We start from the raw sequence: 22,360 nt of genomic DNA, 5'->3' as shown, positions 1-22,360 counted from the left end.
GAGGACCTGCTGACCCGCACCGTCGCCAACCGCGTCAGGCCGCTGGACGGCTCGAACCGGGGCACGCGCGACAGACCGCCGTCCAGCACCACCCGCACCCCGTCGATGGTCAGACTGGTCTCCGCCACCGATGTCGCCAGCACCAGCTTGCGCCGCCCCGCCGCCGCCGGCTCAATGGCCCGATCCTGCTCCGCCCGGTCCAGCCCGCCGTACAGCGGAACCACATCGACGTTCGGCAGCCGCAGCCGCTCGCTGACGAGCCGCGCGACCCGGTGGATCTCCCCCTGCCCCGGCAGGAAGGCCAGCACCGAGCCGGTCTCTTCGCCCAGCGCCGTCAGACAGGCCCGCGCCATCGCCTCTTCGAACCGTTCGGCCGGATTGCGCCCCAGATAGCGGGTCTCGACCGGATAGGCCCGCCCCTCCGCCTCGATCACCGGCGCGCCGTCCAGCAGACGCGACACCCCCGCCACGTCCAGCGTCGCCGACATGACCAGCAGCCGCAGGTCCTCCCGCAGCACCCCTTGCGTCTCCCGCGCCAGGGCCAGCCCCAGGTCGGCGTCCAGGCTGCGCTCGTGGAATTCGTCGAACAGGACGGCGCCCACCCCCTCCAGACCCGGGTCGTCCAGGATCATCCGGGTGAAGACGCCCTCGGTGATCACCTCGATCCGCGTCTTCGGTCCGATCCGGCTTTGCAGCCGGGTGCGATAGCCGACGGTCCCGCCCGCCGTCTCCCCAAGGGTGCTGGCCATCCGGTCCGCCGCCGCCCGTGCGGCGATACGGCGCGGCTCCAGCACCAGGATCTTCCCCTCGCCCAGCCAGGCCTGATCCAGCAGGGCCAAGGGCACGACCGTGGTCTTGCCCGCCCCCGGCGGCGCGGCCAGCACCGCCGTATTTCCGGCCGCAAGGACGGCTTTCAGGGGTTCGAGAACAGCGTGGATCGGCAACATCACCCGCCTCTAACCCGATGCGCCCCCGATGCGCCACCGATGCGCCGTGATCACGAAAGCGTCGTGAGGGCTTTACCGCCTCGTCATGCGCGTTGCGCGCCATTCGATCCGCCGCTAGCGTCCGCCCAACGCGGCCGAGGGGCCGCTGTAAACGTGGGGGTATTCTATGTGGCGCGTTAAGTCGCTCGACGCGATTCTGGCCACGGCCGAGAAGAAATCGCTTCATCGGTCGCTCGGACCTATTCAACTGACCTTGCTGGGCATCGGCGCCATCATCGGCACCGGCATCTTCGTGCTGACGGCCGCCGCCTCGCAGAAGGCCGGCCCCGGCATGATGGTCAGCTTCGTCATCGCCGGCGCGGTCTGCGCCGTCGCGGCGCTCTGCTATTCGGAACTGGCCGCCATGGCCCCGGTCTCGGGCTCGGCCTATACCTACACCTACGCCGTCATGGGCGAGCTTCTGGCCTGGTGCGTGGGCTGGGCCCTGATCCTGGAATACGCCGTCGCGGCTGCAGCCGTCTCGGTCGGCTGGTCGGGCTATGTCCTCGGACTGATAGAACAGGGGCTCGGGTTCGATTTCCCTGACCTCCTATCCGCCGGACCGACCTGGGCCATGAACGGCTTCATTCCGATGCCCGACTTTTCGGCGGGGATCGTCAACATCCCGGCCATCGTCGTGGCCCTGCTGGTCACCGGCCTGCTGATGCTGGGCACGACGGAATCAGCCCGGGTCAACGCGGTCTTGGTCCTGATCAAGGTCGCCGCCCTGACCGTCTTCATCGTCATCACCCTGCCGGTGATCAAGACGGCCAACCTGTCGCCCTTCGCCCCCAACGGGCTGTTCGGCGCGTCTTCCGGCATGGGAATCGTCGGCGCCGCCGCCTCGATCTTCTTCGCCTATGTCGGCTTCGACGCCGTCTCGACGGCGGCTGAAGAGACCAAGAACCCGCAACGCAACGTACCGATCGGTCTGATCGGCTCGCTGGCCATCTGCACGGTCTTCTATCTTCTGGTCGCGCTTGGTGCGGCCGGCGCCATCGGCGCACAGCCGGTGCTCGGCGCCGCCGGCGAAGCCGTCCAACCCGGTTCGCCCGCCTTCGTCGCCGCCTGCGCCCTGCCGGCCAACGCCGAAGCCCTGGTGTGCTCCAACGAGGCCCTGGCCCACGTCCTGCGCGTGATCGGTCATCCCCAGATCGGCAACGCCCTCGGCACCGCCGCCCTGCTGGCCCTCCCCTCGGTCATCCTGATGATGATCTACGGCCAGACCCGTATCTTCTTCGTCATGGCGCGCGACGGCCTGCTGCCGGAAGGCCTGACCAAGATGCACCCCAAGTGGAAGACGCCCTATATCGTCACCGCCTTCACAGGCATCGCCGTGGCCATCGGCGCCGCCCTGTTCCCGGTCGGCAAACTGGCGGACATCTCGAACTCCGGCACCCTGTTCGCCTTCTTCATGGTGTCGATCGCGGTGCTGATCTTGCGGGTCAAGGAACCGAACCGCAAACGTCCGTTCCGGACGCCGCTGATCTGGCTCTTCGCGCCCCTGTCCGCCTTCGGTTGCGCCTTCCTGTTCTGGAACCTGCCGCACGACGCCAAGATGGTGCTGCCGATCTGGGGCGGCTTCGGCCTGTTGATCTATTTCCTGTATGGCTATCGCAAGAGCCACCTGGGCCGTGGCCTGATCGAGGTCCACGAGACCGACAGCGACCTGCCGCCGCCGCCTGTCCCGCCGATCAGCTGAGACACGCGCTGATGTCCTCAGGCAGGCCAACCAAAACGGCCATAAGTCCTGAGGGCGACCAGCCCAAAACCGGCCTCAAGTAGGCCCGCGAGGGCGATAGGCCAAAACAAGAAAAGGCCCCGGAGCGATCCGGGGCCTTTTTGCTTTGGTGCGGATGAGAGGACTCGAACCTCCACGCCTTGCGGCGCTGGAACCTAAATCCAGTGCTAAATCAACACATATGATGAAAACATCAGCTAAATCAATGCTGTATTTTCGTCTGGCGCTTGCAAAGCCTGGACACACCGTGGACACACTTAAGCTGCGCCGTGGACCACTCAAACCGACCGGGCTTCCGGTCGAGGAGGCGCTGTGACTACGCACACGATGTTCGATGGACGCTTGCAGCTTTACCGGCGGGCGGATGGCAAGACCTGGCAATGCGCGGCTCGCGTCGGTGGCGAACGCTTCCGCGAATCCACCCACGAGACGGAACTGGCCCGCGCCAAGGACGTGGCCGAGGAATGGTATCTCGGTTTGCGCGGTCAGCTGCGAAACGGCGAGATCGTGCGGCGGGAAAAGACATTTGGCGAAGCCGCCGCCGACTACATGCGCCATGCCCGTGTGCTGGCCGCGTCTGTACGCAGTCCCGCCTACGTCAAAAACATGGAACTGCGGATGAACGCGAACGTGCTTCCCTTCTTCGGGAAGAAGCCACTTTCGCAGGTCAACCGTGGCTTCGTTCAGACCTACCGCGTCCAACGCGCCCAAGAGACGATTGAAAAGACCCTGGCGAAGGCGCTGGCCGGGATCGCGAAGGACGAAGCAGCAGCGCTAGAAATCGCCGCATCACCCGAGGAGCGCGCGACGATCCAGGCCAAGGCGGCTGAGGCCCGCACGAAGGCCAAAGGCAAGCCGCCCGCCCGAAGCACCATGAACCACGAAATGGTGCTGATCCGGCAGGTACTCAAACACGCCGAGGGGATGGGCTGGCTATCGCATCTTCCCAACCTCGAAATGCCCTACAAGAGCCTCTCGAAACGGGAGCGCCGGGCGTGGTTTTCGCCCGAGGAATACAAGCAGCTCTACAAAGCCACCGGCGACAAGGCCAAACAGGCAGGCGGCCGACGGGGCTGGGCTGAGCGCTACGAAGACCTCCACGACTTCGTGCTGTTCATGGCCAACACCGGCCTACGCCCCGACGAAGCCTTGCGGCTGGAATTCCGGGATGTGGTGATCGAGAAGGACTACGCCACGCAACAGACGATCCTCGTCATCGACGTGCGCGGCAAGACCGGTACGGGCTACTGTAAGAGCCTGCCCGGAGCCGTCCATCCCTTCAAACGCCTCCGGGATCGCCGAATCAAACAGCTTCAGAATCCACCGAAAGTCTGGCCTCGCCGGTCCCGGTCGCAGAAGCCGGTGCGGCACCGCCCGCTACCGGTCCAGGCGGAACCTCGCGCCCTCCTGCCGACCGACCGCCTATTCCCGACGTTCAACCGCGACGCCTTCAACGCCATCCTCGCCGAGCAAGGCTTGAAGTACGACCGCGATGGCCGGGTGCGCACGGCCTACAGCCTTCGCCACACCTACATTTCCATGCGGCTGATGGAGGGGGCAAACATCCTTCAGGTCGCCAACAACTGCCGCACCAGCGTTAAAATGATCGAAGAGCATTACGCCGCTCATATCAAAGATCGGCTCGACGCCGCCGCCATCAACGTCAAGCGCCCTGCTGCCGCCAGGAAGGCCGCAAAGCGTAGCGCGCGGTCATTATCCCAAGACGGCGGCAGCGGTGCCGCCCCTCCTCCCTAAGCAACGAATTCCTTGCTCAAATTCTCCGCCCCGCTATAGACAATCCACCGCGCGGCTATGGCGGAATTGGTAGACGCACTTGGTTTAGGTCCAAGCGGGTGACCGTGGGGGTTCGAGTCCCTCTAGCCGCACCACTACTCTCTGAAGCGCTGGGAGCCAGGCCGGAACCGGCCGCCCCAGCGCGCGCGAAGGCCCGAACTGAACAGGTCGGGCCGGTGGCGTCCAGCGACCGAACGGGCGCAGCCATCGCCTTTGCGATCCGGCGAACGCCGAGGAGCAATCCTTCCCTGGAGCAATGACAATGAGCATTCTTCCGACTTCAGCGCCCCTTGTTCTGGCGCTCATCTGCCTTGCCGCTGCACTTCGAAGCGCCTGGCTTTGGTACCAGACCTCGCGCGTTCAAATCGTCCCACTTTGGGAGACCCTTGGGCAGATTGAACCGGTCAGTGGTTCCGACAATCACTGGATCGTCGGAATGATGACCGCCGCCCAGCAGAGTGCGGCCCTCAACCGTTCTGCCGCGATTTGGACGGGCGGCGCGGCCCTCGCCGGCGCAGCGTCCACGGTCGCGGGCGCTCTCCTCTAAAGGCTCGCCATTATGGCGAGCCCCGGATCACCCCGATCAGGGTGGCCAGCGCCGCGATCAGTTGCGCTACGGCGGTGATGGTCAGTGCGATTTCGGTCCAGTTCATCGAAGTCTCCTCTTGATCCTCCGCGCGGGATTGCGCGTCGGTGAGGAGCCCTCGCCAGCCGCTTGCCTCGGCTGGGCACAGGTCGCATCGCGCCGCTCTGCGGGACGATCTGCACACGCGCAGCACGGAAGAGAGTCGCCTTGCCCCGCCGCAAAGGCTGGCACCCTTGCTCCCCGACGCACACACCCGCCGGAGGCTTTGGAGGACTTCGTTCTTGGGCCGAAACGCTGGCCCGCACAGGCAGAGCTTGGAGCATTTGGCATCGCGGACATGCCGACCATCACCGGGCCATCCCCAGCATCGTGATCCGCACGAGCAACCTCTCATCACGCGCAACCTGGAGCCTTGGGCGGCGGCTTCAACGCCAATCTTCCCCTGGCTGACGCCATTCCTCGCGAGGCAAGATTCCCGTCCGCCTTCGGCTTGAGGCCGCCGCCCAGCGGCTCCGACCGGTGCGCATCGAGGCCGCACGGTGCGGCTTCACAACGCAAGGAGGCCACCATGGCGAACATCGGCACTTTCACCCGCGACGGCGACAACTTCACCGGCGCAATCTCCACCCTGGCCCTGAAGGCCAAAGCGTCGCTTCACCCCAACACCAAAACCAGCGACCAAGCACCCGACTACCGGGTCTATGCCGGGGGAGCTGAGATCGGAGCCGCCTGGCTGAAAACGAGCAAGGGCGAGCGTCCCTACCTCTCGGTCAAGCTGGACGATCCGAGCTTTCCCAGCGCCATCTTCTGCCGCCTCGTGGAAAGCACCAACGGCCAGCACCGCCTCCTCTGGAGCCGCTGAACCGTCTGACCGGGCGGCAAACCCCGCCCGGTCACCCGTTCAAAGCGGTTAACGAAAACTTAACGACATACCCGTTATAGTTGCAGCATTGGTAGGGAGCCATTATCGCACTTAATCCTACAGATGCTGTAATCGATGCTCGACGGGGTCTCCCCGGCGAGCCGGAGGGTGCCCTCCGCGCGGAGCTGCTGGAGCAGATCGGCGCGGCGCAGGCGGCGTTGGAGGCGCAACTCGACCAGTTGCAGCATGCCGCCAACCAGGGCGGCAGCACCGCCGCGCTGGTGATCGCGCAGAACCAGCTCAGCCGCTTGGGCGGGCTGGGCCAGACCATCGAACATGCCAGGGGCGTCAGCCTCGCCAGCATCCGGGCCGAGGTCACGGCCGTGGTCGCCGCCACCCTGGCGACGGTGCAGCAGGCCCGCGCCGCCGCCGCTGGTGGACAGGCCGCCGAACTCGCGCTGCACGAAGCCCAGGCCGAAGCCCACCGCACCACCGGCGACTTCCTGCGCGACTTCTACGAGCGGCGGATCTTCGACAAACATCTGCACTTCGCCTCGCCCGAGGACGAGCGCGCCTACCGCGAGCGCGAGGAAGCCTACCAGCGCGCCATCCAGGCGGCCCGCGCCGAAGGAACGCCGGAAGGCGAATTGCGGGCAACCCGACTTGCCATCGCGCAGTTGGAAGATGCCGGTGCGCACGGCGCGACGGACAGCCCCGACTACGCGCGCCTACACCATCGGCTTACGCAGAATGAGGCCAACCTGACGCAGGCGTTGGACAAGCAGCCGACGCCGGAAAAGGAAGCTGAGATGGACGCGGCGCTGGCACCATCGGAACCGGTGCTTTTGCCGCCGGAGTTGGCGGCGGCCTTTCGTGATACCGGCGTCACCGTGGCCGACGCTGGAGAGGGCCACGGTGTATCGAACGGGCAGATGCGCGCTTCGCAGATGAGCCGCGTCTAACTCGCTGGCATGAGCCCCAGAGATCGGCACATCGTCACCGCTTCGCGGAAATAGGCCGCGTCGCTCACCATCAACGGCAGCTCCCGCAACTGAACCAGATCGAAATCCTGGTTCATCCGGTGATTGGGATAACCCAGCCTTCGGCCCAACTGCATGGCGGCATCGAACGATGACCGTCCACTGGCTTCATACCTCGCGGCACCGGCTGCATCGCCAGCCCGTTGCCTCATGCCAGTCGCTCGGCCATTCGCTACAAAACACTTCATCGCAGCAGCATAGGCGTTCTCGTTCGGGGTCGGCCGCGCGGGAGCCTGTTGGGTCATCGCCCATCCGGGATTGGCTCCCAGAAGGACGATGGCCGAAACAGCGAAGCACCCATGGCGGAACCATGCGGGGCATTTCATCACCATGGCGATCAACTCGAATAGTGGCCGCCGTCGGAGTGGGTGCCCCAGACGTTGGTGAAGCAACGTCGGTTGCACACGCGCATGATCTGCCCGTTGACCTCACCGAACATCCAACTGGTTTGGACGCTGCGGCTGACCTCCTGGGAGTCCAGCTTGGCCGGAGCCAGCACCAGTCGGCGCTCCGCCGTGTTGGTGTGCTCCAGCAGCACCTCGTCATCCGCCATGTCGAAATGCTTGTGAATGAGCGTGACGCCGAAGCGGTCCTGCATGCCGTGTTGCTTCAGCACGTCATAGACGGCCTGAAGGCAGGCAGTGTCGCCGTCGTTGATCGGCTTTACGTCGTCAATATCTTGGAGAGGAGCCCAATCCATGGGCTTCATCACTAACGCGGTCGTCTGCATCGGCTTCCCCCGCCGCTCACCATGAGCGGTAGGGAAAGCGTAACATTAGTGGGAATTCGGTTGCGGATAGTGCATTGTTTTGACAAGCGTATTGTCCAAATGAAGCCGAACGGAACAGGACGGAGCGACCCTCTAAAAACCCCGCGCAAACCCAGCGTCCGCGCCGGTTTTTCGCAGCGTTGGGGTTGCGACGTTATTCCCACAACGGTTGCAGCGGCCCGGCCCCGGCGGCGGGCATGAGGGCCGCGCCCGCCGCAGGATCGCTGCGCGACCATCACGGCCAGCGCAAATACCTGTGCGGGAGTGAGCCGCGCCGGTTCCTCGCCGCCGCCGCCCGCATGGATGCGGAAAGCGGCGCGCTCTGCCGGTTGCTCGCCTTCACCGGTTGCCGTGTCAGCGAGGCCTTGCAACTCTGCCCGAAGCGGCTCGATGCCGAGGCGGGCCGCATCGTGTTCCGCACCCTGAAGCGGCGCAAGCTGGCCTTCCGCGCGGTGCCGGTGCCCGCCGAGCTGATGCGCGAACTGCTCCGCCTGGCGCGTGGTAAGCGGCCCGACGAGCCGCTTTGGCCCTGGTGCCGCCAGACCGCCTGGCGTCGGGTTCGCCGCGCCATGGCCGAGGCAGGGATCACCGGCGTGCATGCCAGCCCCAAAGGCCTCCGCCACACGTTCGGCGTCCAGAACGCCGAGCACAACATCCCCATGCCGCTCACCCGCGACTGGATGGGCCATGCCCGCATCGACACCACCGCCATCTATCAGCACGCGGTGGGGCGAGAGGAGCGCAGCTTCGCCCGGCGGCTGTGGCGGGGGTATGTGGGGAGAGATTAGCCGCGACTGCGCACCAGCGACACCGCCGACCGTGCGGCCCAGCGCGCGACGCGATACATCGCGACGCCGCCTCCAGCGATAATCACCAGCCCAGTCGGGGCTTCCGCGACGGGATAATAGTATGCCAGCAGACATAGGATCGGCAGCGCCGCCATAAGCCACGTCGTGATGGCTGGCTTATTGAACTGATCGCTATCCATGATGCTCCTCCTTCGTGGAATGTTTCCGGCTCGCCGCGATGGCGATCAGCGTGTTGGTCGGGATGAAACCGTCCAACTGCTCGGTGATATCGACGGCCTCGAAGATCGCCAGCAGTCCAATAGGCCCCCACAGCACGAACATGATCGCCGCCGTGCCGATCTCGGTGAGCAGGCTGACGCCCAGCAGCAGCCGCCCAATGGTGAAATCGAACAAGTCGAACACCACGCAGATCGTGAACTTCGCCCACACCGGAATGGGCAATCCCGTATAGTTCATTGCATCCTCCATGCATGACGGCCGCCGCCGGGATGGCGGCTCCGCACGCCACCGCTGGCTAGCGGTCCAGCTCCGCTCCCTTGTCTTGGTCCGCCTGCACCTCGCCCGGCTCGCACACCGCCCAATCCCGAGCGAACTGGTCGCCACTCGTGACGCCCCACAGGTTCGCCAGCGCATCACCCGGCCGGTCGGGCGTTCGCCGCCCGAACCATCCCTCATCGATCAGCTTGGCGCGCATGTCGGCGACCACCTCGCCGAAAACCCCGCTCCCCGGTCGTTCGCCCATCGCCTGTATCCCCACTGCCAAAGACTCTTCTGGGTAGTAATCGCTCGCGCCCAGGACGCGCGCCACTCCATAAGCGTCACGGTTGAACGACGTTCGCGGAATGGGGGATTCCGAATGAGTTTCGTGCGCGATCTCGACACGCGCCTGCTGCGCCTATCGCAGGGCGATTACTTCACCCTGCGCGACGCCTGCCAGGGCGTGCAGGTGTTCGGCGGCATCGGCAGCGGCAAAACCTCCGGCAGCGGCAAGGCGCTGGCCTCCGCCTATTTGCGCGCAGGCATGGGCGGGCTCGTCCTGGCCGCCAAGCCCGACGAAATCGAACTCTGGCAGAGCTACGCCCGCGAGAACGGCCGCGCCAACTCCGTCCTGCTGTTCGGCGACCGGGGCGGCTGTTTCAACTTCCTCACCTACGAGCTGAACCGCCACGGGGCCGACGGCATCGGCTCCGTCGTCGAATGCCTCATGCGCATTCTGGAAGCCGCCCGCCTCTCGAAAGGCGACGGCGGCAAGGCCGAGCCCTTTTGGGAAGACGCGACCCGCCAACTGCTGCGCAACTCCATCCCCATCCTCTACGCCGCCACCGGCACGGTCAGCATCCCCGACATCATCCGTTTCGTCAGCTCCGCGCCCATCAGCACCGACCAGTTGCAAACCGCCGACTGGCAATCCTCCTCCTTCATGTTCCAGGCCATGCTGGCGGCGAAGGACAGGCCCGTCGCGCGCTTAAGCGCCGACGACTTCATGAAGACCTCCAACTACTGGCGCTACGAATTCGCCCAGCTCGACGGCAAGACGCGCGGCAACATCGCCATCAGCCTGTCCACCGCGCTCGACCGCTTCAATCGCGGGCGGCTGCATCGCGCCTTCTGTGGCGAAACCAGCCTGGTCCCCGAGCTCACGCTGCATGGCGCGATCATCATCATGGACATGTCCGCCCTCACCTGGAACGAAGACGGCATCATCGGCCAGCAGCTCTTCAAGTACATGTGGCAGCGCGCCGTGCTGGCCCGCAACGCGCTGGAGCCACGCCACCGCGAGCGCCCCGTCTTCCTCTGGGCCGACGAGGCGCAGTATTTCGTCAACGGATTCGACGCCGAGTATCAATCGACCTGCCGTAGCTCCCGCGCCTGCACCGTCTATCTCACCCAATCCCTGCCGACCTACTACGCCCGCATGGGCGGTCCCCAGCCGCAGCACGCCGCCGACATGCTGCTGGCCAACTTCCAGACGCGGATCTTCCACAACAACGCCTGCGCCGTCACCAACCGCTGGGCGTCCGACACTATCGGCCGCTCCATGCAGGTCCGCTACAACGAGAGCAGCGGCAGTTCCTCCGGCTATTCGACCGGCATGAACGCCGGCGAAAACGCCAGTTGGGGCAGCAGCCAGGGTTCGGGCGGCTCGTCCGATAGCCGGGGCGGCAGTTCCAGCAGTTGGAACAGCGGCAGCAATCGCGGCGGCGGCGACAATTGGGGCCGCAACCGGGGCCGCAATTCCGGCCAGAGCAACAGCGCCGGATTCAGCGAAACCATGGACGTCGAGATCGAACCCGCCGTCTTCGCCCGCGATCTGGCGACCGGCGGCCCCGCCAACGGCGGGCGTGTCCCCGGCCTATGGCTCAGCGCGGGCCGTCGCTTCACCGAAAGCCGCCGCAACTACCTCCACGTCACCTTCCAGCAATAGGCCCGCCATGCGCCCGCCCAGCACGTTTCAATGGTTCATCGGCAATCCCGTCGTCGGTTGCCTGCTTTCCATCCTCGCGCTCGCCAGCCTGGCCGGTTGGTTCACCGGCGACGTTCCCGCCCTGCTGACCTTGCTGGCGATCTGGATCGGCGCGATGGCGGGTCGCGCCATGGAGCGCGTCAACGCCTACACGCGCTGGCAACGCGAATGGAACGGCATGGGCGGGGGTGGCGGCGGCGGCATGCGCCTGCCGAGCCTGAAAGCCCTCCGCATCCTGGCGGCGCTCATCATCTGGTTGATCTTCGCCGTGTGGTCGCTGGAGGCACCGGCGGATGATCCGTGGATGCAAACCGCAGCGGTGCTGTTCTGGATCGGAACGGCGGTGATGGGGTTTGCGGCGGTGGCGCGGATGCTGGGCGGCGGCGCGTACCGCCGCCAAACCAAAGGCGGATTGGTGGTCAGCGTATGCCTCGGCAGGCCGCTCCAATCTCCCGCCGTGCAGGATGCTTACCGCCAACTTCCTTCAAGTCATGAATCAAAGGCTGGCACTCAACTTTGAGCACCAGCCTAAATCGATCAAGAAGCCGCAACAAACGCAGATGCAACTTGATACCAATCAGCATCACTCAGGCCGCTGACATCGCCGCCGAAATGTTCCAAGCCCTTCGATAGCGCTTCAACGACATCGCCCCGTCCACCTGTCATGACAGCGTTATTCGCGCCATCAAGCAGCTGTCGGATGAGTTCATTGATTTGCTCAGCCGTAACATCCACCACCACGCCGAGCAGCAGTTCAGTAATAATTTCAACCGGGTCCATGATCCACCTCCTCATGATTCTGGATTGTTTTTCTTGGCTTCAAAGGCTTCACGGAACTTCCGCCCAAGAGCAGCCTTATCCCGCTCGCCTTTGAAATAGGCCTGCGACGACTTACCCACGGCATAGGCCAGGGCACCGGAGACAGCGGCGTCCAAAGCCGCCCCGACTGCGTAGCCCGCTCCCGTAGCCTGAAGAATGGCTGCGATGAACTTGGAGCCCACGGTCAGGCCTAGCCACATCAGCCCTGCCGCTTTGAAAAGCTGCAAGACCAGCTTCCAAGCCTCGTCCTTGTCCAGGGTGATGTCGTAGATGGCGCCGATCTTGACGACCCCGCCGCATAGGGCCGCGATGAACATCGGCCAGCCCACGGGAAATGGGACCACTGCCGCCCCTATAGCCCCCGTCACCATCAAGGCAACGACGCCATCTGCGTCGTCGTCGCGGCCGGAGAAATCACTGCTAACGCTAGTCATGTGCACCTCCATTTTGTGAGGTGCCCCGCTTGGTCCCCACAAACGCGAAGGTGCTTCAGAATGGTTAATGATGCAACGTCAAACCTGCTAGCAGGTATTGTATTTCATTCACGTTGCGTTGATCGCCGCCGCTGGAGGACGCCATTTAACCTGCTAGCCTCGCGAGCGCTTAGCTCTCCGTATGAAGGGCGAACTCCCGCCTCAAGCTGAGCCGCCAAGCGGTCGTTCGCCTCCTTTAGCGTCGGAAGGTTGAGGTCATCAGGCATGTCATTCTTTCGAAGCCAGTTCGTCAGAGCCACATACAACTGGATGTCGAGGCGCTTGATATGCGGACGAACAAGCCCCTTGCCGATCCAAGGCTCATAGACGCGGCGAATGAAATCGGGAGGCGTCTCTCCCGCGCGCTTGTCCTTTGCCCAGAGAGCGGGCGCTACATCAGGCAAAGCATCGGTCGGGACAGCCTGCTGCGTTTGAGCCGCATCCACGCCGAGCAGTTCGCGCACGAAGGCCGAAGCCATGCCGGTGGATTCGATGGTGTCGATGATGTGGGGATCGGCAACACAAGCCCTGGCAAGCTTAGCAAAATGCACATCGATTTGCGACCATTTGTCATGATCAGCAATTCTACTCGATGCCTTAGACTCTGTAGGCTTCCGCTCGACAACTTCTCCATAATTCAGCGCGCTGCGCGCTGAACTGTGCTCAAAAGACTTTGTGACAGTATACTGCAGCGAAGCCTTAGGAACAACAACGACTTCATTGCTCAGCGCTTCACCAAGCAACGGCTGAGACCGCGCCCCTTTCGGAGGCAGAAGAAGCAATGCGTCGATTTCACGGGAGCGGGCCAAGGCTGCATCTTGTGTTAGCTTGCAATTCGAAAACCTTACATCCGCTCGACGCGACATCCAAGCGGCACGATTGAGGTGACTTTTCTCGGCTGACAGTCAGCATCCTAACTGGCGACAATCACTCCCTTGGCAAGGCTAGAACCCAATGGTGATGAGGGCGAAGGCTCAACTCAGCGGGCCACCAAAATGCGCTTGATCACCGCGACATCGGTGGGTTTGGCTGGCCATACCAAGGACGTCCACTGCTGAAGGAACGTCACTTGCTGGCGCATGAGCGCCTGCCGCAACGGCTCCAGCCGCCTTCCGGTGATCTCGATCACCTTGTCCGGCAGTCGCAGCCGTAGCGTGTCCTCGCCGGAGAAGCCGACCTCCATGAGCAGCCGATAGGGGAAGGCTAAGCCTTCCGGCACTATCGTGCCCTCCATCCACCAGCGCACCTCGCAGGAGAGATTGACGTTGCCTGCTGGCAGGAAGCCGAAGGCGCGGTATTCGCCAGGCGCTGGCGCGACACTGGCGGCTTCCACCGCCATGGCATGGCGGGGGTCGATCTGGCCGCCGAAGGCTTCGCCCCGCGCCACCTTTTCGGTGAAGCTCGGCCGACGCGGCGTGCTGCCGAATACCCGGTCAAATGCGTCATCGGTCATGGTCGGCCTCATGGTTGGGCGTGGCGTTGATCGGGCGGAATTGGGCGGCGAAGCTCTCGGCCAGGTCGCCCAGGCGCAGCACGAACTCCGCCAGCTTCGCCGGGTCGCGCTGCTTGAGCGCGTCGGCCTCGCGCTCGAAGGCGACCCGCTTCTTCACCGCCACCCATTGGGTCACGCGGTCCTTCAGGTAGTCGTAGGCCTTCTCGATATGCCGCGCCAAACCCAGGTTCGGCAGCGGCAGGCGGAAGATGCCCTGGGCCTCCAGCGTCCGGTGATCGATCCGCGCCGCCGATCCGGCGTCGGCCAGGGCGGCATTGGCATGTGCTGCCCATTCCCGCCGCCAGATATTCACGTTCCGCAGCGCTTCGGCCTGCTCCAGCGCCTCCTTGTTCTCCGGCGTCGGCGCGTTGTTGAAGCCCTTGCGGGCCTCCGCCACGAGCCGGGCGATATCCTCCCGCTCGTTCCAGTCACGCTCCTTAGTCGCCGCAAACCCCGTCGGCGTCTCCGCATCGAGCCTTCGAAGACTGAGCATTACATGTGCATGTGGCTGGGCCTTGCCGTCCGCCGCATCCGGGCAGTGAATGCCGATATCCGCCACCATGCCCTGCTGCACAAAATGCGACTGCACGAACCGGCGCACGAGATCGATCTGCCCCGCCCGATCCAACTCGCGTGGCAGGGTGATCTCGATCTCACGGGCCAGCTGCGCGTCCACGCGCTTCTCCGCCCGCTCCACGACGTTCCAGAGCGTCTGCCGGTCGAACACCCAGCCGGGCGCACCGGCCGGAGCGAGGATCTCGGTATGCACGACGTCAGGCTTGTCAAAATCGAACCAGCGCCCCTGAGAATCGTCGTACAGACGTTCCCCGGAACGGTACGCCGCAGCGGCGATGGCAGAGCGCCGAGTGGCCCCACCGGGCCTGGGTGCCCTCCCAAGCGCTCGCGAAATCACCTTCAGGCGAAGGTGGTAGATAGCCATACCCAACCCCCAACATCACTGACACCTGCCGAGCGACAGTAAGGAAGAAAGGCGAGATGGGTGCACTTATACATCCTGGCGGATGTGCCCCAAGAAAAGAACTCGCTCCTTAGTTGCGGTGATGGCCGATTTGATGCGTTGGTGCAGCGCAGCAACACGGCCGGTTGGGCATGGCAGGGGGCTAGCCGCCCCCATTACACCCCCGCCGTCGTCGGCTTAAGCAGGCTCCCAGCCGCCGAGCGGGACCCGTCCCGCACCCAGGTCAGAACCGCTTGCCGCGTCCCGACACCCTTGGGCCGCCCATACATTGCGATGTATGGGAATATCTGTGGCTTCGGAGTTCTATTGATTGGCGCTCATAGTGGGTGGTCGATCAAAGGCATGCCGTTGTTGGCGACAGCAGTCAGGAATTCTCCTTCAGGCCCCGGATGACGCACGAACTCGTGGCGGCCGTCGTGGGGCGCTAGGCTCACGTCCAGCAGCCGTCCGGTCGGCGTTAGCACGACTGAGTGCGAATAGAAGCGCGCGTAGCCTGGGGGAGCCACATAGGGCACATGCAGCCACCCCCGCACGGCTCGGTCTTCCGAATGCTGCGATAACCAGCGGGCGACATTGTCATGGCATCGGCCGGGTTCCGGCTCCCAGCCAGGCATCGAATCCCCGACCAGCTCCGCATGCTCGCCCGGCAGCGAGCGAAAGAGATGCGCAGCCAGCTCAGCTCGATCAAGCAAGGATGGTCCCCTGTCATGGCCACTGAAGATTGAGGGCGTATCAGTATCCACGCTGAAGGGCCTTGTCAGGAGGCCCGCGCAACCAGCGTAACTGCCCAAGCAATCGTTTCCGTTTCGTTCTTGCACTTTTCGTTGGCCGATCTACCGTCGGGGAGCAAGGAAGCGATGATGACTCTTGATGAATACGAACGGTCAGGAATAGCTCGGTACCAGGGGCTTGCCGAAGTCGTCGCGTCGATTTTAGGCGCTGCCATCGCCCAGCGTGGCAATCTTTACCCACAGCAGATTCAGCATCGCGCGAAAACGCCCGCCTCGCTGAAAAGGAAACTGGAGAAGGCAGGCGCCGCTGTGGACGGGCCCATTGAGCCCCACGCCAAAGACCTGGCAGGCGCCCGGATCATTTTTTACACCAACGACCATGTGGAGCGTTTTCAGCAGTCACGCCTGCTGACGGAAAACTTCGAGATCGATTGGGACCGCACCAAGTTTCATCACCCGACCTCCGATGATCCTGAGCCGACCGAACTTTTCATGTCATCCAACTATGTGGTCCGGTTGAAACCCGAACGGGCGGCCCTGCCGGAATATGCCCGCTTCGCGGACCTGTGGTGCGAAGTCCAAATCCAGACCACGCTCAATCACGCATGGGCAGAGATGGCCCATGACACCATCTATAAGAAGCCCGAGCTGCAGGGATTCGGCGCGCGCTTAATGGAGGGCATCGAGGCCCGGATGAAGGCCATTATGCGGGACCATCTCGCCCCAGCTGGTTACGCGTTTCAGAAGGTCGCGAGCGACTTTGACCGCCTCTCGCGCGGCCAGATGCTCTTTGAGCGTGATTTGGCGGCTGAGGTCGAGGCAGCGGAGGATAACAACCAACTCCACGAGATCTTACAGAAGTTCCGCACGTCGGTGCTGCCGCATTTTGACGATTACGAAGCCGCTGCCGGTGACATCGGCGCAGCAGCGGTGCGTGCGGTAAAACGATCCCGCGCTTTACCGACGCGGGCACGGCAGACTCCTTTCGGCAATCTGTCTGCGCGAACCGCCGCCGATGTCGCCACCGTAGCCTCCTCTATCATCAAGGAGTTGCGCTTCCTCGACATCGAAAGAACCTTCGCAACGATCTGCGACCTGTTCCTCACCGCCACCGATGACAAAGAACGTGAATGTTGGATCAAGCTGGCCGATGGCCTAGCGGAGCATAATCTTGAAGTCTGGAAACAGGCTGGGCCGCTAGTGCAGTCACTCTTGATGGAGCGCGTCCAGGCGCTCCCGGCCGAAGAGCGAACTGCGCTGAAGCCGGTCTTGATGGCCATCGCCCGACGGAGCCTGTCCGCCGAACTCTCCGGGACCACCTCTCACTTCGACACCATCACGATCCACCAGGGTGCGGTAACGCCAAGTGAAGCCCTGCGCACACTGCGTCAGCAGGCACTCGACCTGCTATTCGCTTTTGATGAAGCCGCTGGCACCGCAGAGGAGCGGGCCGAAATCATCACGGTCATAAAGATCGGGATGGCCATGCCATCGCCTCGAAAGAGGTTCGATCCCGAATTGGCGGCGATCATCTATACAAACGCTACGGTGATCGTTCGTCACTACCTCGATCAGGCGCCACGCTGGTCCTATGAGCTGCGGCAGTCCATCGAACACGACCTGCTCCTGAAATACCGCCATCATGGAGAGCCGCTTGCCGGCGACCCGGCAAATGTCGAAGCAGAGCAAGCACGCGCGGCGATGGTTGAAGCCATCATTGCCTTCCGCGACCGGGTGAACGCCGACGACGGCTTCACGACCTATAAGTTGCTCGTCGGGTTCCAGTCGGTGTTTCCGCCTGCATGGGAAGACCGGAAATTCGATTACAAGAAAGAAGATGTCTACCGGAAAGAAGCGGTCAGCCGACTGGTCGAGGGAGTCGATGCGTCGAATGCCGACCATTGGCTGGGCATCATCAAACGCTGTGCCGCCACAGAATCCAACGACCTTGCGACCTTTCCCACCTTCGCCAGCTTTCTGGAGCAACTTAGCGCCGCCAGACCTGAGCTGGTGCTTGCCTACCTGCCGCAGTTTAACGACCGGATCGCGTCATTTCTCACGCCATTCTACCGAGGTTTGAACGGTAGCCCCGTTTGGGACGATGCCGTTGCCGTGCTTGAAGACTGGATCGCAGAAGGGCGTTTTCTGTCCAGCGTTGCCTTCGTTTGTGGGACAGTTGAGACGCTAGACCTTCGGCTATTGGAAGCAGCGCTCAGCCGTGCCGTAGAAATGCAGGACGACAGCGCCCTGCGGAATTGCATCCACTCCATCGCGCTGCGTGACACCGAAGCGACGGCCAGCCAGCTTAAGCCGCTATTCATGCGCGCCATCGATTACATGATCGAACGCAAGCAGGCGGACTGGCTCCATTTCTGGAACCAACGAAATTCCGGCGAAATGTTAGCGCGGCTGACCAAGCGTGAAACCACTAGAGTCCTGACTTCGCTCGTCACCTATGAGCGCGTCGGTAGTCGGCTTGATTGGCTCTTGGCCGACATCGCCAAGAAGCGACCGCAAGAGGTGATCGACTATTTCGGCAAACGGATCGCCCTTTATTTCAAGCGCGACTACGGCCGCGACTACGAGGACATTCCGTATGATCTGCATCGGCTGAACGAGGCGCTTGCGACCTCCGCCGGGGCGTTAGTTGCCACAACGCGTTCGTGGTTCTCCAAGGAACCGGACCTATTCAGCTATCACGGCGGCAAGCTGATCGAGGTTGTGTTCCCCTCGTTCTCGCCGGATTTACAGCAGGCTCTCTCCGCTTACGTCGGAACCGGGGAAGCACAAGACACACGGTTCGTCATCGAAGTGATGCGGGCGTATTCCGGCGAAGTGTTTTTGCAGCCTCTCGCCAGGGACATTGTCGCTAGCCTTTCGGAAGATGACGAACTGTTGGACTTCGTGCAAATCGCACTTGAACCATCGGGCGTGACCAGCGGGGAGTTTGGGCGCGTGAACCGGTTGGTTGCCCACCGCGACAGCATCTTGTCCTGGAGCGATGACACGCGTGAATCCGTGCGCGCTTTCGCTACTCGTTATGCGCATCAGCTTGAGAACAGCATTCGCACGACACGGCAGCGGGCCGAAGAAAGCGTCGCTCTGCGTCGCCTTGAATGGGATCGCCCCAGTCAGTCAGATGACGCAGCTTCTGATCCGTCCGATGGAACGCCTGCACCGGATGACGACGGTGATTGATTGGTGAGTGTCCGGTGCGAATTTACGCCGGTATCTCTCCACGGCTTGAAGAAAGTTCTTGCCCGAACCAAGGTCAGAACCGCTCACCGCCTTTCGTTTCCCATGGACGGTCCCATACATTGAAATGTATGAGATCCTTCGGTGAAAGGCTTTTGCAGCCAGGGCACGCGGATCTTCGGATACTCCTGCCACGCATGAAGTCAGCGCATTTCCCTAAACTTGGATCGGCACCTGAAGCGGGATCATGGGCTCTAGAACGTTGCGATACTTGCGCACAACTAAATCATAAAGGTCGGCGTGTCGGGGCGCCTCCACGGTGATGATGAGCGCGTACTTTATTTTGGCTGTGTGATGATCGACATGGCCTTCGTCACGGGAAAGGTAGTGTATGTCGAAGACAGGTCTGTCGAGGCTCGATGCTCGCTTCTTCACCGAACCATGTAGCGATGTCTCCCACTTGTGGGCGTCTGTACGAAGCAAGTCTTCAGTCTGATAAAGCTTGGACTGAGAGAAGAAAGAATTGGTCTTAGGGTGCATCGCCCCTTCATCGAGATTCCCGGCATGGGGTCGGAAGAAAATTTCTAGGCCGCTGCGCGTATAACTACCCGGATGCGCGGAGTCTATTTCGGTGGCGAAGCAGCAAGTAGCCATGATATTGACGTTGCCTCGGAGTGCGACGTCCGGCAGCGGGATTTCGGCTCTCAGATATTTTGAGGCGGTCAGTTCCCCCTGATAGACAACGCGAATAGCCCCGTTGGGGCACACGATAATGTCGTCAATATTCTCGCGAACGCGACCCCAGCCGACTTCTTGCTGAGGTTCGCCGTTGGCTTCGGCGGTATGAATGAGTAGTGCCCGGATAGCCAAAGCTTCTAGCGATCCGCCGAAGGTCGCTTTTACACCCGTTCCGATACGCAACGTATGAGGCGAAGCGAAGCTGGTGCCGCACTGAGGCGCGAGCGCCGTGGTTGCAGGGTTTCCTAGGACAACGAATGGCGTAGCCGTACAGCCGCCGAAACCGACAAGGTCAGGCTTGACGATGCCAGGGCTTCGGCCCGGTCCGATCGAGCTATAAGGCGCGCGTTTCCACTGAACCGCCGAAGTATCGCAAGCGCCGATGGATAGGCCATTGACGGTATCCGCAGGCACCTGCACTCGGTTAAGTCCGGCCAAGGCATCGGCCTCGCCGTCGTTGCCAACTGCAATGGTCGCGAGACAAGTACCGTCAGCAAGATATTCGTCGAGCACAGCCGTCCACGCATGCACGTCATCGTCTTCGATGGGCAGGTTCGGCCCCAAGCTGAGATTGACAAAATCGTACTTCGGAGAGCTGTCGAGCGTGTTTTTGATCCGCTCCAGCACATCATAAAGCTCCAGCGGATCACTCCCGGAGTTTTCGTCCCACACTCGGATGTGGTCTATATTCGCAAAAGGGCGTGGTGCCTCTCCTGGAGCGAGGCTCCCAAAAAGCGCAGCGCCGGTGACCGCATATCCGTGAGAGAGCGCCGCTGGCACCGGCGCGCCGATGCCCGGCGGATCGAAACAGGTCACCCACGGCGCAAGCGGTGAATTCTCCGGCATCCCCCCATCGAAGATCGCGACGCGAACATTCTGATCGACTGCATCGACGTTAGGCATCGCGGCATTGCCAAAATTCACTCCACCACCACGCAGGGGAACGAAATCGCGCAGCCTCGGCATCTGACGAACGGCGCGTAGAAAGGAGAACTTGGCTATCTCAGGCACAAGGTCGGTGGGCGCCCGCATGCGGAGAAAGCAAAGGCCGCCCGCATGGAACCGATGATCCAAATCCGCTTCAAGACCAAACTGTTCCAGATAAGCTTGGAACGCATTGATGATGTAGGCATCGGCGCGGAACTCGCTTGCGTGGAGCACCACCTCAAGCGCTTGTTGGTCCGCCTCGACAATCTGCCCTTTGATCTTAGACGCTGGATCAAGAGCTTGAAACTGTTCGAGGGCAGGCAAATCCTGCTGAACCGCATCCGCGACGCCACCCCCCTCCAGGTCGGCTAATAGCCGACGAAATGAGCCAAGACTGCCCGCGACGAACAGCTTGGTCGTCGGCTTCTCTTCCGGAACCCGATCCTTGCTACGCTTTTCGGGAGTGATACGGGTGGCTTTGCTGCCGACCGCTCGCAATCCATAGGCCTTCAAAACCTGCTCGGGGTAATAGCTCTTGGCGATGTATTCGGGGTTAAGCGTGACGCTGCTCACCACTTGGCCCGCAGGCCGTGCAGCTTCTGGAAGGCGAGCCAGTTCGGCGACTGCCCCTTCGATCATGGGCGTCAGACGCTGCCGTGCTTCGGCATAGGTGTAGGGTGGGACGCGATCTAGCTTCCGGCCCGACGGCAATACCGGCTCTGTCAGGCGCTCGCCCTTGCCGAGGAGAAAGTTTCGCTTCTCAACCATGATTTCCTCCCGATACCTTCGAGCGACGTCGGCGAATCGTATCGCGGCTCACGCCCGTGATGTCAGCTGCCGTACGTTGCGAGATGGTTGGAATGGCCGCCAGCTTATCGGCCAAGGCTAGCTTTTCGGTGTGATCTAACTCTCCAATCCGACTACTCAGGAATTTTCGCAACTCGGCCTCAAGGGGCTTGTCACTTAAAGCGGCCGCCCGGCGAATAGCTATGATGCGCTTCTCAATCTCGCTGTAACTGCCATGGCCCAGCACGACAGCCAGAACGTCCACCCATTCGTCTCCAACAGCATGGCCTCCCAGGAACGTACGGACAGCGTTACCGATCTCCCCCTGCGTCGGCGGGGGGAAACGCACGAGCATGTCAAACCTCCGCCACACAGCAGGATCCAGCAGCTCCGGGTGATTGGTAGCGGCGACGAGTAGGCCAGACGCCGGCCATTCGTCGATTTCCTGGAGGAGTACCGTGACAAGCCGCTTGAGTTCACCGATCTCTGTCGCATCGTCGCGGCGCTTGGCGATTGCATCCAACTCATCGAGCAAAAGGACGCATGACTGCCGTTTGGCGTAATCGAGAACAGCACGCACGTTATTTCCAGTGCGGCCAAGGAAGCTACTCATCACCGCCGACAGGTCCAAGATCAACAGAGGCAGCCCCAACTGCGAAGCGATCCATCGTGCAGACATAGTCTTGCCCACGCCAGGTGGGCCGACGAAAAGAACCGAGCGGGTAGGCTCGAGCCCTGCAGCACTGAGCCTTCCGAGGTTCTTCCGCTCGTGAATAAGTCCTTTGATCTGAGCCTCCACCTCACCCACCAAGAGGGGGGCCGCTGCTTCGCTAGAGGGCGGCTCCGTTCGGAGTAAATGGAGACGAGAATCCGAATCGACAGGAACCGGAATACCGGCCTCCCGCCTGAGCACAGAGCTCCGACTTCCCGCCGTCTTCAGCAAGGCGGATAGTTGGTCAGCGACACGCTGATCATCGCCGCGGTACCTGCGGGCCGCCCGACTTAGAAAGAGCTGAACATCCTGCGGCTTTTCGCCCAGGGCGAGCCTGGCGAGGGTCAGAAAGTCGTCTTCCAATGGTACGCGGGCGTCACTCACAAGCGGTCTCCTGTTGAAGACAGAATGTAGACCACAGGCGGACTAATTGCTACGTTAATTTTGGCCATCTCTC

23 protein-coding genes and 2 tRNA genes are annotated in these 22,360 nt (G+C 62.5%); 10 read left to right on the top strand and 15 right to left on the bottom strand.

The features are described 5' to 3' along the window. On the bottom strand, window positions 1-947 hold a 947-nt coding region (locus ER13_RS03930; protein ID WP_035306742.1), incomplete at its 3' end, for a DEAD/DEAH box helicase. 166 nt (window positions 948-1,113) lie between these two features. Between ER13_RS03930 and ER13_RS03925 the strand changes: the two genes are divergently transcribed. Further along, window positions 1,114-2,688 carry an amino acid permease gene (locus tag ER13_RS03925; protein ID WP_008260640.1) on the top strand — a complete coding sequence of 525 codons (1,575 nt, stop codon included), beginning with the start codon at window positions 1,114-1,116 and terminating at the stop codon, window positions 2,686-2,688. A gap of 146 nt (window positions 2,689-2,834) precedes the next feature. Here ER13_RS03925 and ER13_RS03920 read toward each other — a convergent pair. Then, a tRNA-OTHER gene (locus ER13_RS03920) sits at window positions 2,835-2,925 on the bottom strand. Between the two features lie 114 nt (window positions 2,926-3,039). On the opposite strand from ER13_RS03920, the gene ER13_RS03915 reads away from it, so the two are divergent. From ER13_RS03915 to ER13_RS03895, 5 genes are all read left to right on the top strand, one after another. Continuing rightward, a complete protein-coding gene (locus ER13_RS03915; RefSeq protein WP_197019721.1) occupies window positions 3,040-4,482 on the top strand; it encodes a site-specific integrase in 1,443 nt (480 codons plus the stop codon). Window positions 4,483-4,533: 51 nt separating this feature from the next. Further along, a tRNA-Leu gene (locus tag ER13_RS03910) sits at window positions 4,534-4,616 on the top strand. A 167-nt stretch (window positions 4,617-4,783) separates the two neighbouring features. Further along, a complete protein-coding gene (locus ER13_RS03905) occupies window positions 4,784-5,068 on the top strand; it encodes a hypothetical protein (RefSeq protein WP_155988075.1) in 285 nt (94 codons plus the stop codon). A 607-nt stretch (window positions 5,069-5,675) separates the two neighbouring features. After that, window positions 5,676-5,969, top strand: coding sequence for a DUF736 domain-containing protein (locus tag ER13_RS03900; protein WP_035306731.1), 294 nt, complete (start codon window positions 5,676-5,678; stop codon window positions 5,967-5,969). Between the two features lie 218 nt (window positions 5,970-6,187). Beyond that, window positions 6,188-6,931 carry a hypothetical protein gene (locus ER13_RS03895; RefSeq protein WP_155988074.1) on the top strand — a complete coding sequence of 248 codons (744 nt, stop codon included), beginning with the start codon at window positions 6,188-6,190 and terminating at the stop codon, window positions 6,929-6,931. Here ER13_RS03895 and ER13_RS18280 read toward each other — a convergent pair. Next, the gene (locus tag ER13_RS18280) at window positions 6,928-7,350 is read right to left on the bottom strand and encodes a hypothetical protein (protein WP_155988073.1); all 423 of its coding nucleotides are present in this window, start codon (window positions 7,348-7,350) and stop codon (window positions 6,928-6,930) included. The two genes, ER13_RS03895 and ER13_RS18280, sit on opposite strands and share 4 nt — an antisense overlap. After that, window positions 7,347-7,739: a hypothetical protein gene (locus ER13_RS03890; protein ID WP_035306726.1), complete on the bottom strand. Its 393-nt coding sequence runs from the start codon at window positions 7,737-7,739 to the stop codon at window positions 7,347-7,349. Before ER13_RS03890 ends, ER13_RS18280 begins: the two co-directional genes overlap by 4 nt. A gap of 236 nt (window positions 7,740-7,975) precedes the next feature. On the opposite strand from ER13_RS03890, the gene ER13_RS03885 reads away from it, so the two are divergent. After that, entirely contained in the window at window positions 7,976-8,566 is a 591-nt protein-coding gene (locus ER13_RS03885; RefSeq protein ID WP_035306724.1) for a site-specific integrase, read from the top strand. Here ER13_RS03885 and ER13_RS03880 read toward each other — a convergent pair. The 3 genes from ER13_RS03880 to ER13_RS18600 are packed head-to-tail and all read right to left on the bottom strand — an operon-like array spanning window position 8,563 to window position 9,329. Beyond that, on the bottom strand, window positions 8,563-8,766 hold the full coding sequence (locus ER13_RS03880; protein ID WP_035306721.1) for a hypothetical protein: 204 nt from the start codon (window positions 8,764-8,766) through the stop codon (window positions 8,563-8,565). The genes ER13_RS03885 and ER13_RS03880 overlap by 4 nt on opposite strands. Continuing rightward, window positions 8,759-9,043 (bottom strand): hypothetical protein, encoded by a 285-nt coding sequence (locus tag ER13_RS03875; protein WP_035306718.1) that lies wholly within the window; start codon window positions 9,041-9,043, stop codon window positions 8,759-8,761. Before ER13_RS03875 ends, ER13_RS03880 begins: the two co-directional genes overlap by 8 nt. Window positions 9,044-9,101: 58 nt before the next feature. Further along, window positions 9,102-9,329 carry a hypothetical protein gene (locus ER13_RS18600; RefSeq protein WP_197019720.1) on the bottom strand — a complete coding sequence of 76 codons (228 nt, stop codon included), beginning with the start codon at window positions 9,327-9,329 and terminating at the stop codon, window positions 9,102-9,104. Between the two features lie 123 nt (window positions 9,330-9,452). Between ER13_RS18600 and ER13_RS03865 the strand changes: the two genes are divergently transcribed. After that, on the top strand, window positions 9,453-11,012 hold the full coding sequence (locus tag ER13_RS03865) for a type IV secretory system conjugative DNA transfer family protein (RefSeq protein ID WP_197019719.1): 1,560 nt from the start codon (window positions 9,453-9,455) through the stop codon (window positions 11,010-11,012). A gap of 7 nt (window positions 11,013-11,019) precedes the next feature. After that, the gene (locus tag ER13_RS03860; protein WP_035306709.1) at window positions 11,020-11,571 is read left to right on the top strand and encodes a hypothetical protein; all 552 of its coding nucleotides are present in this window, start codon (window positions 11,020-11,022) and stop codon (window positions 11,569-11,571) included. Between the two features lie 17 nt (window positions 11,572-11,588). Here ER13_RS03860 and ER13_RS03855 read toward each other — a convergent pair whose 3' ends face one another. The 6 genes from ER13_RS03855 to ER13_RS18275 form a co-directional block, all read right to left on the bottom strand. After that, complete coding sequence (locus ER13_RS03855) at window positions 11,589-11,831, bottom strand: hypothetical protein (protein WP_155988071.1); 243 nt, start codon at window positions 11,829-11,831, stop codon at window positions 11,589-11,591. 11 nt (window positions 11,832-11,842) lie between these two features. After that, on the bottom strand, window positions 11,843-12,304 hold the full coding sequence (locus tag ER13_RS03850) for a DUF697 domain-containing protein (RefSeq protein WP_197019718.1): 462 nt from the start codon (window positions 12,302-12,304) through the stop codon (window positions 11,843-11,845). A 104-nt stretch (window positions 12,305-12,408) separates the two neighbouring features. Beyond that, complete coding sequence (locus ER13_RS03845) at window positions 12,409-13,152, bottom strand: hypothetical protein (protein ID WP_155988070.1); 744 nt, start codon at window positions 13,150-13,152, stop codon at window positions 12,409-12,411. Window positions 13,153-13,322: 170 nt separating this feature from the next. Further along, the gene (locus ER13_RS03840) at window positions 13,323-13,796 is read right to left on the bottom strand and encodes a hypothetical protein (protein WP_035306697.1); all 474 of its coding nucleotides are present in this window, start codon (window positions 13,794-13,796) and stop codon (window positions 13,323-13,325) included. Continuing rightward, the gene (gene mobQ, locus ER13_RS03835) at window positions 13,786-14,775 is read right to left on the bottom strand and encodes a MobQ family relaxase (RefSeq protein WP_081836118.1); all 990 of its coding nucleotides are present in this window, start codon (window positions 14,773-14,775) and stop codon (window positions 13,786-13,788) included. Before mobQ ends, ER13_RS03840 begins: the two co-directional genes overlap by 11 nt. Before the next feature lie 356 nt (window positions 14,776-15,131). Next, window positions 15,132-15,506, bottom strand: a complete 375-nt coding sequence (locus tag ER13_RS18275; protein WP_155988069.1) for a hypothetical protein — start codon at window positions 15,504-15,506, stop codon at window positions 15,132-15,134. A 168-nt stretch (window positions 15,507-15,674) separates the two neighbouring features. Between ER13_RS18275 and ER13_RS03830 the strand changes: the two genes are divergently transcribed. After that, window positions 15,675-18,743 (top strand): RelA/SpoT domain-containing protein, encoded by a 3,069-nt coding sequence (locus ER13_RS03830; RefSeq protein WP_197019717.1) that lies wholly within the window; start codon window positions 15,675-15,677, stop codon window positions 18,741-18,743. A 213-nt stretch (window positions 18,744-18,956) separates the two neighbouring features. Here ER13_RS03830 and ER13_RS03825 read toward each other — a convergent pair whose 3' ends face one another. Both ER13_RS03825 and ER13_RS03820 read right to left on the bottom strand, forming a co-directional pair. Further along, complete coding sequence (locus ER13_RS03825) at window positions 18,957-21,173, bottom strand: S8 family peptidase (RefSeq protein ID WP_035306691.1); 2,217 nt, start codon at window positions 21,171-21,173, stop codon at window positions 18,957-18,959. Next, window positions 21,166-22,287, bottom strand: coding sequence for an AAA family ATPase (locus ER13_RS03820; protein WP_035306687.1), 1,122 nt, complete (start codon window positions 22,285-22,287; stop codon window positions 21,166-21,168). Before ER13_RS03820 ends, ER13_RS03825 begins: the two co-directional genes overlap by 8 nt. Window positions 22,288-22,360 lie beyond the last annotated feature (73 nt).

Origin of the sequence: Brevundimonas sp. EAKA, from assembly GCF_000698025.1 — a bacterium.
In the GTDB taxonomy this organism is placed as follows: domain Bacteria; phylum Pseudomonadota; class Alphaproteobacteria; order Caulobacterales; family Caulobacteraceae; genus Brevundimonas; species Brevundimonas mediterranea_A.
This window is presented reverse-complemented; position numbering and strand designations above follow the sequence as displayed.

Excerpts from the sequence above, each read along its gene's own strand:
- ER13_RS03925 (WP_008260640.1), top strand. The coding sequence starts at position 1,114 with ATGTGGCGCGTTAAGTCGCTCGACGCGATTCTGGCCACGGCCGAGAAG.
- ER13_RS03905 (WP_155988075.1), top strand. The coding sequence starts at position 4,784 with ATGAGCATTCTTCCGACTTCAGCGCCCCTTGTTCTGGCGCTCATCTGC.
- ER13_RS03900 (WP_035306731.1), top strand. The coding sequence starts at position 5,676 with ATGGCGAACATCGGCACTTTCACCCGCGACGGCGACAACTTCACCGGC.
- ER13_RS03890 (WP_035306726.1), bottom strand. The coding sequence starts at position 7,739 with ATGCAGACGACCGCGTTAGTGATGAAGCCCATGGATTGGGCTCCTCTC.
- ER13_RS03885 (WP_035306724.1), top strand. The coding sequence starts at position 7,976 with ATGAGGGCCGCGCCCGCCGCAGGATCGCTGCGCGACCATCACGGCCAG.
- ER13_RS03880 (WP_035306721.1), bottom strand. The coding sequence starts at position 8,766 with ATGGATAGCGATCAGTTCAATAAGCCAGCCATCACGACGTGGCTTATG.
- ER13_RS03875 (WP_035306718.1), bottom strand. The coding sequence starts at position 9,043 with ATGAACTATACGGGATTGCCCATTCCGGTGTGGGCGAAGTTCACGATC.
- ER13_RS18600 (WP_197019720.1), bottom strand. The coding sequence starts at position 9,329 with ATGGGCGAACGACCGGGGAGCGGGGTTTTCGGCGAGGTGGTCGCCGAC.
- ER13_RS03860 (WP_035306709.1), top strand. The coding sequence starts at position 11,020 with ATGCGCCCGCCCAGCACGTTTCAATGGTTCATCGGCAATCCCGTCGTC.
- ER13_RS03855 (WP_155988071.1), bottom strand. The coding sequence starts at position 11,831 with ATGGACCCGGTTGAAATTATTACTGAACTGCTGCTCGGCGTGGTGGTG.
- ER13_RS03850 (WP_197019718.1), bottom strand. The coding sequence starts at position 12,304 with ATGACTAGCGTTAGCAGTGATTTCTCCGGCCGCGACGACGACGCAGAT.
- ER13_RS03840 (WP_035306697.1), bottom strand. The coding sequence starts at position 13,796 with ATGACCGATGACGCATTTGACCGGGTATTCGGCAGCACGCCGCGTCGG.
- mobQ (WP_081836118.1), bottom strand. The coding sequence starts at position 14,775 with ATGGCTATCTACCACCTTCGCCTGAAGGTGATTTCGCGAGCGCTTGGG.
- ER13_RS03830 (WP_197019717.1), top strand. The coding sequence starts at position 15,675 with ATGACTCTTGATGAATACGAACGGTCAGGAATAGCTCGGTACCAGGGG.
- ER13_RS03825 (WP_035306691.1), bottom strand. The coding sequence starts at position 21,173 with ATGGTTGAGAAGCGAAACTTTCTCCTCGGCAAGGGCGAGCGCCTGACA.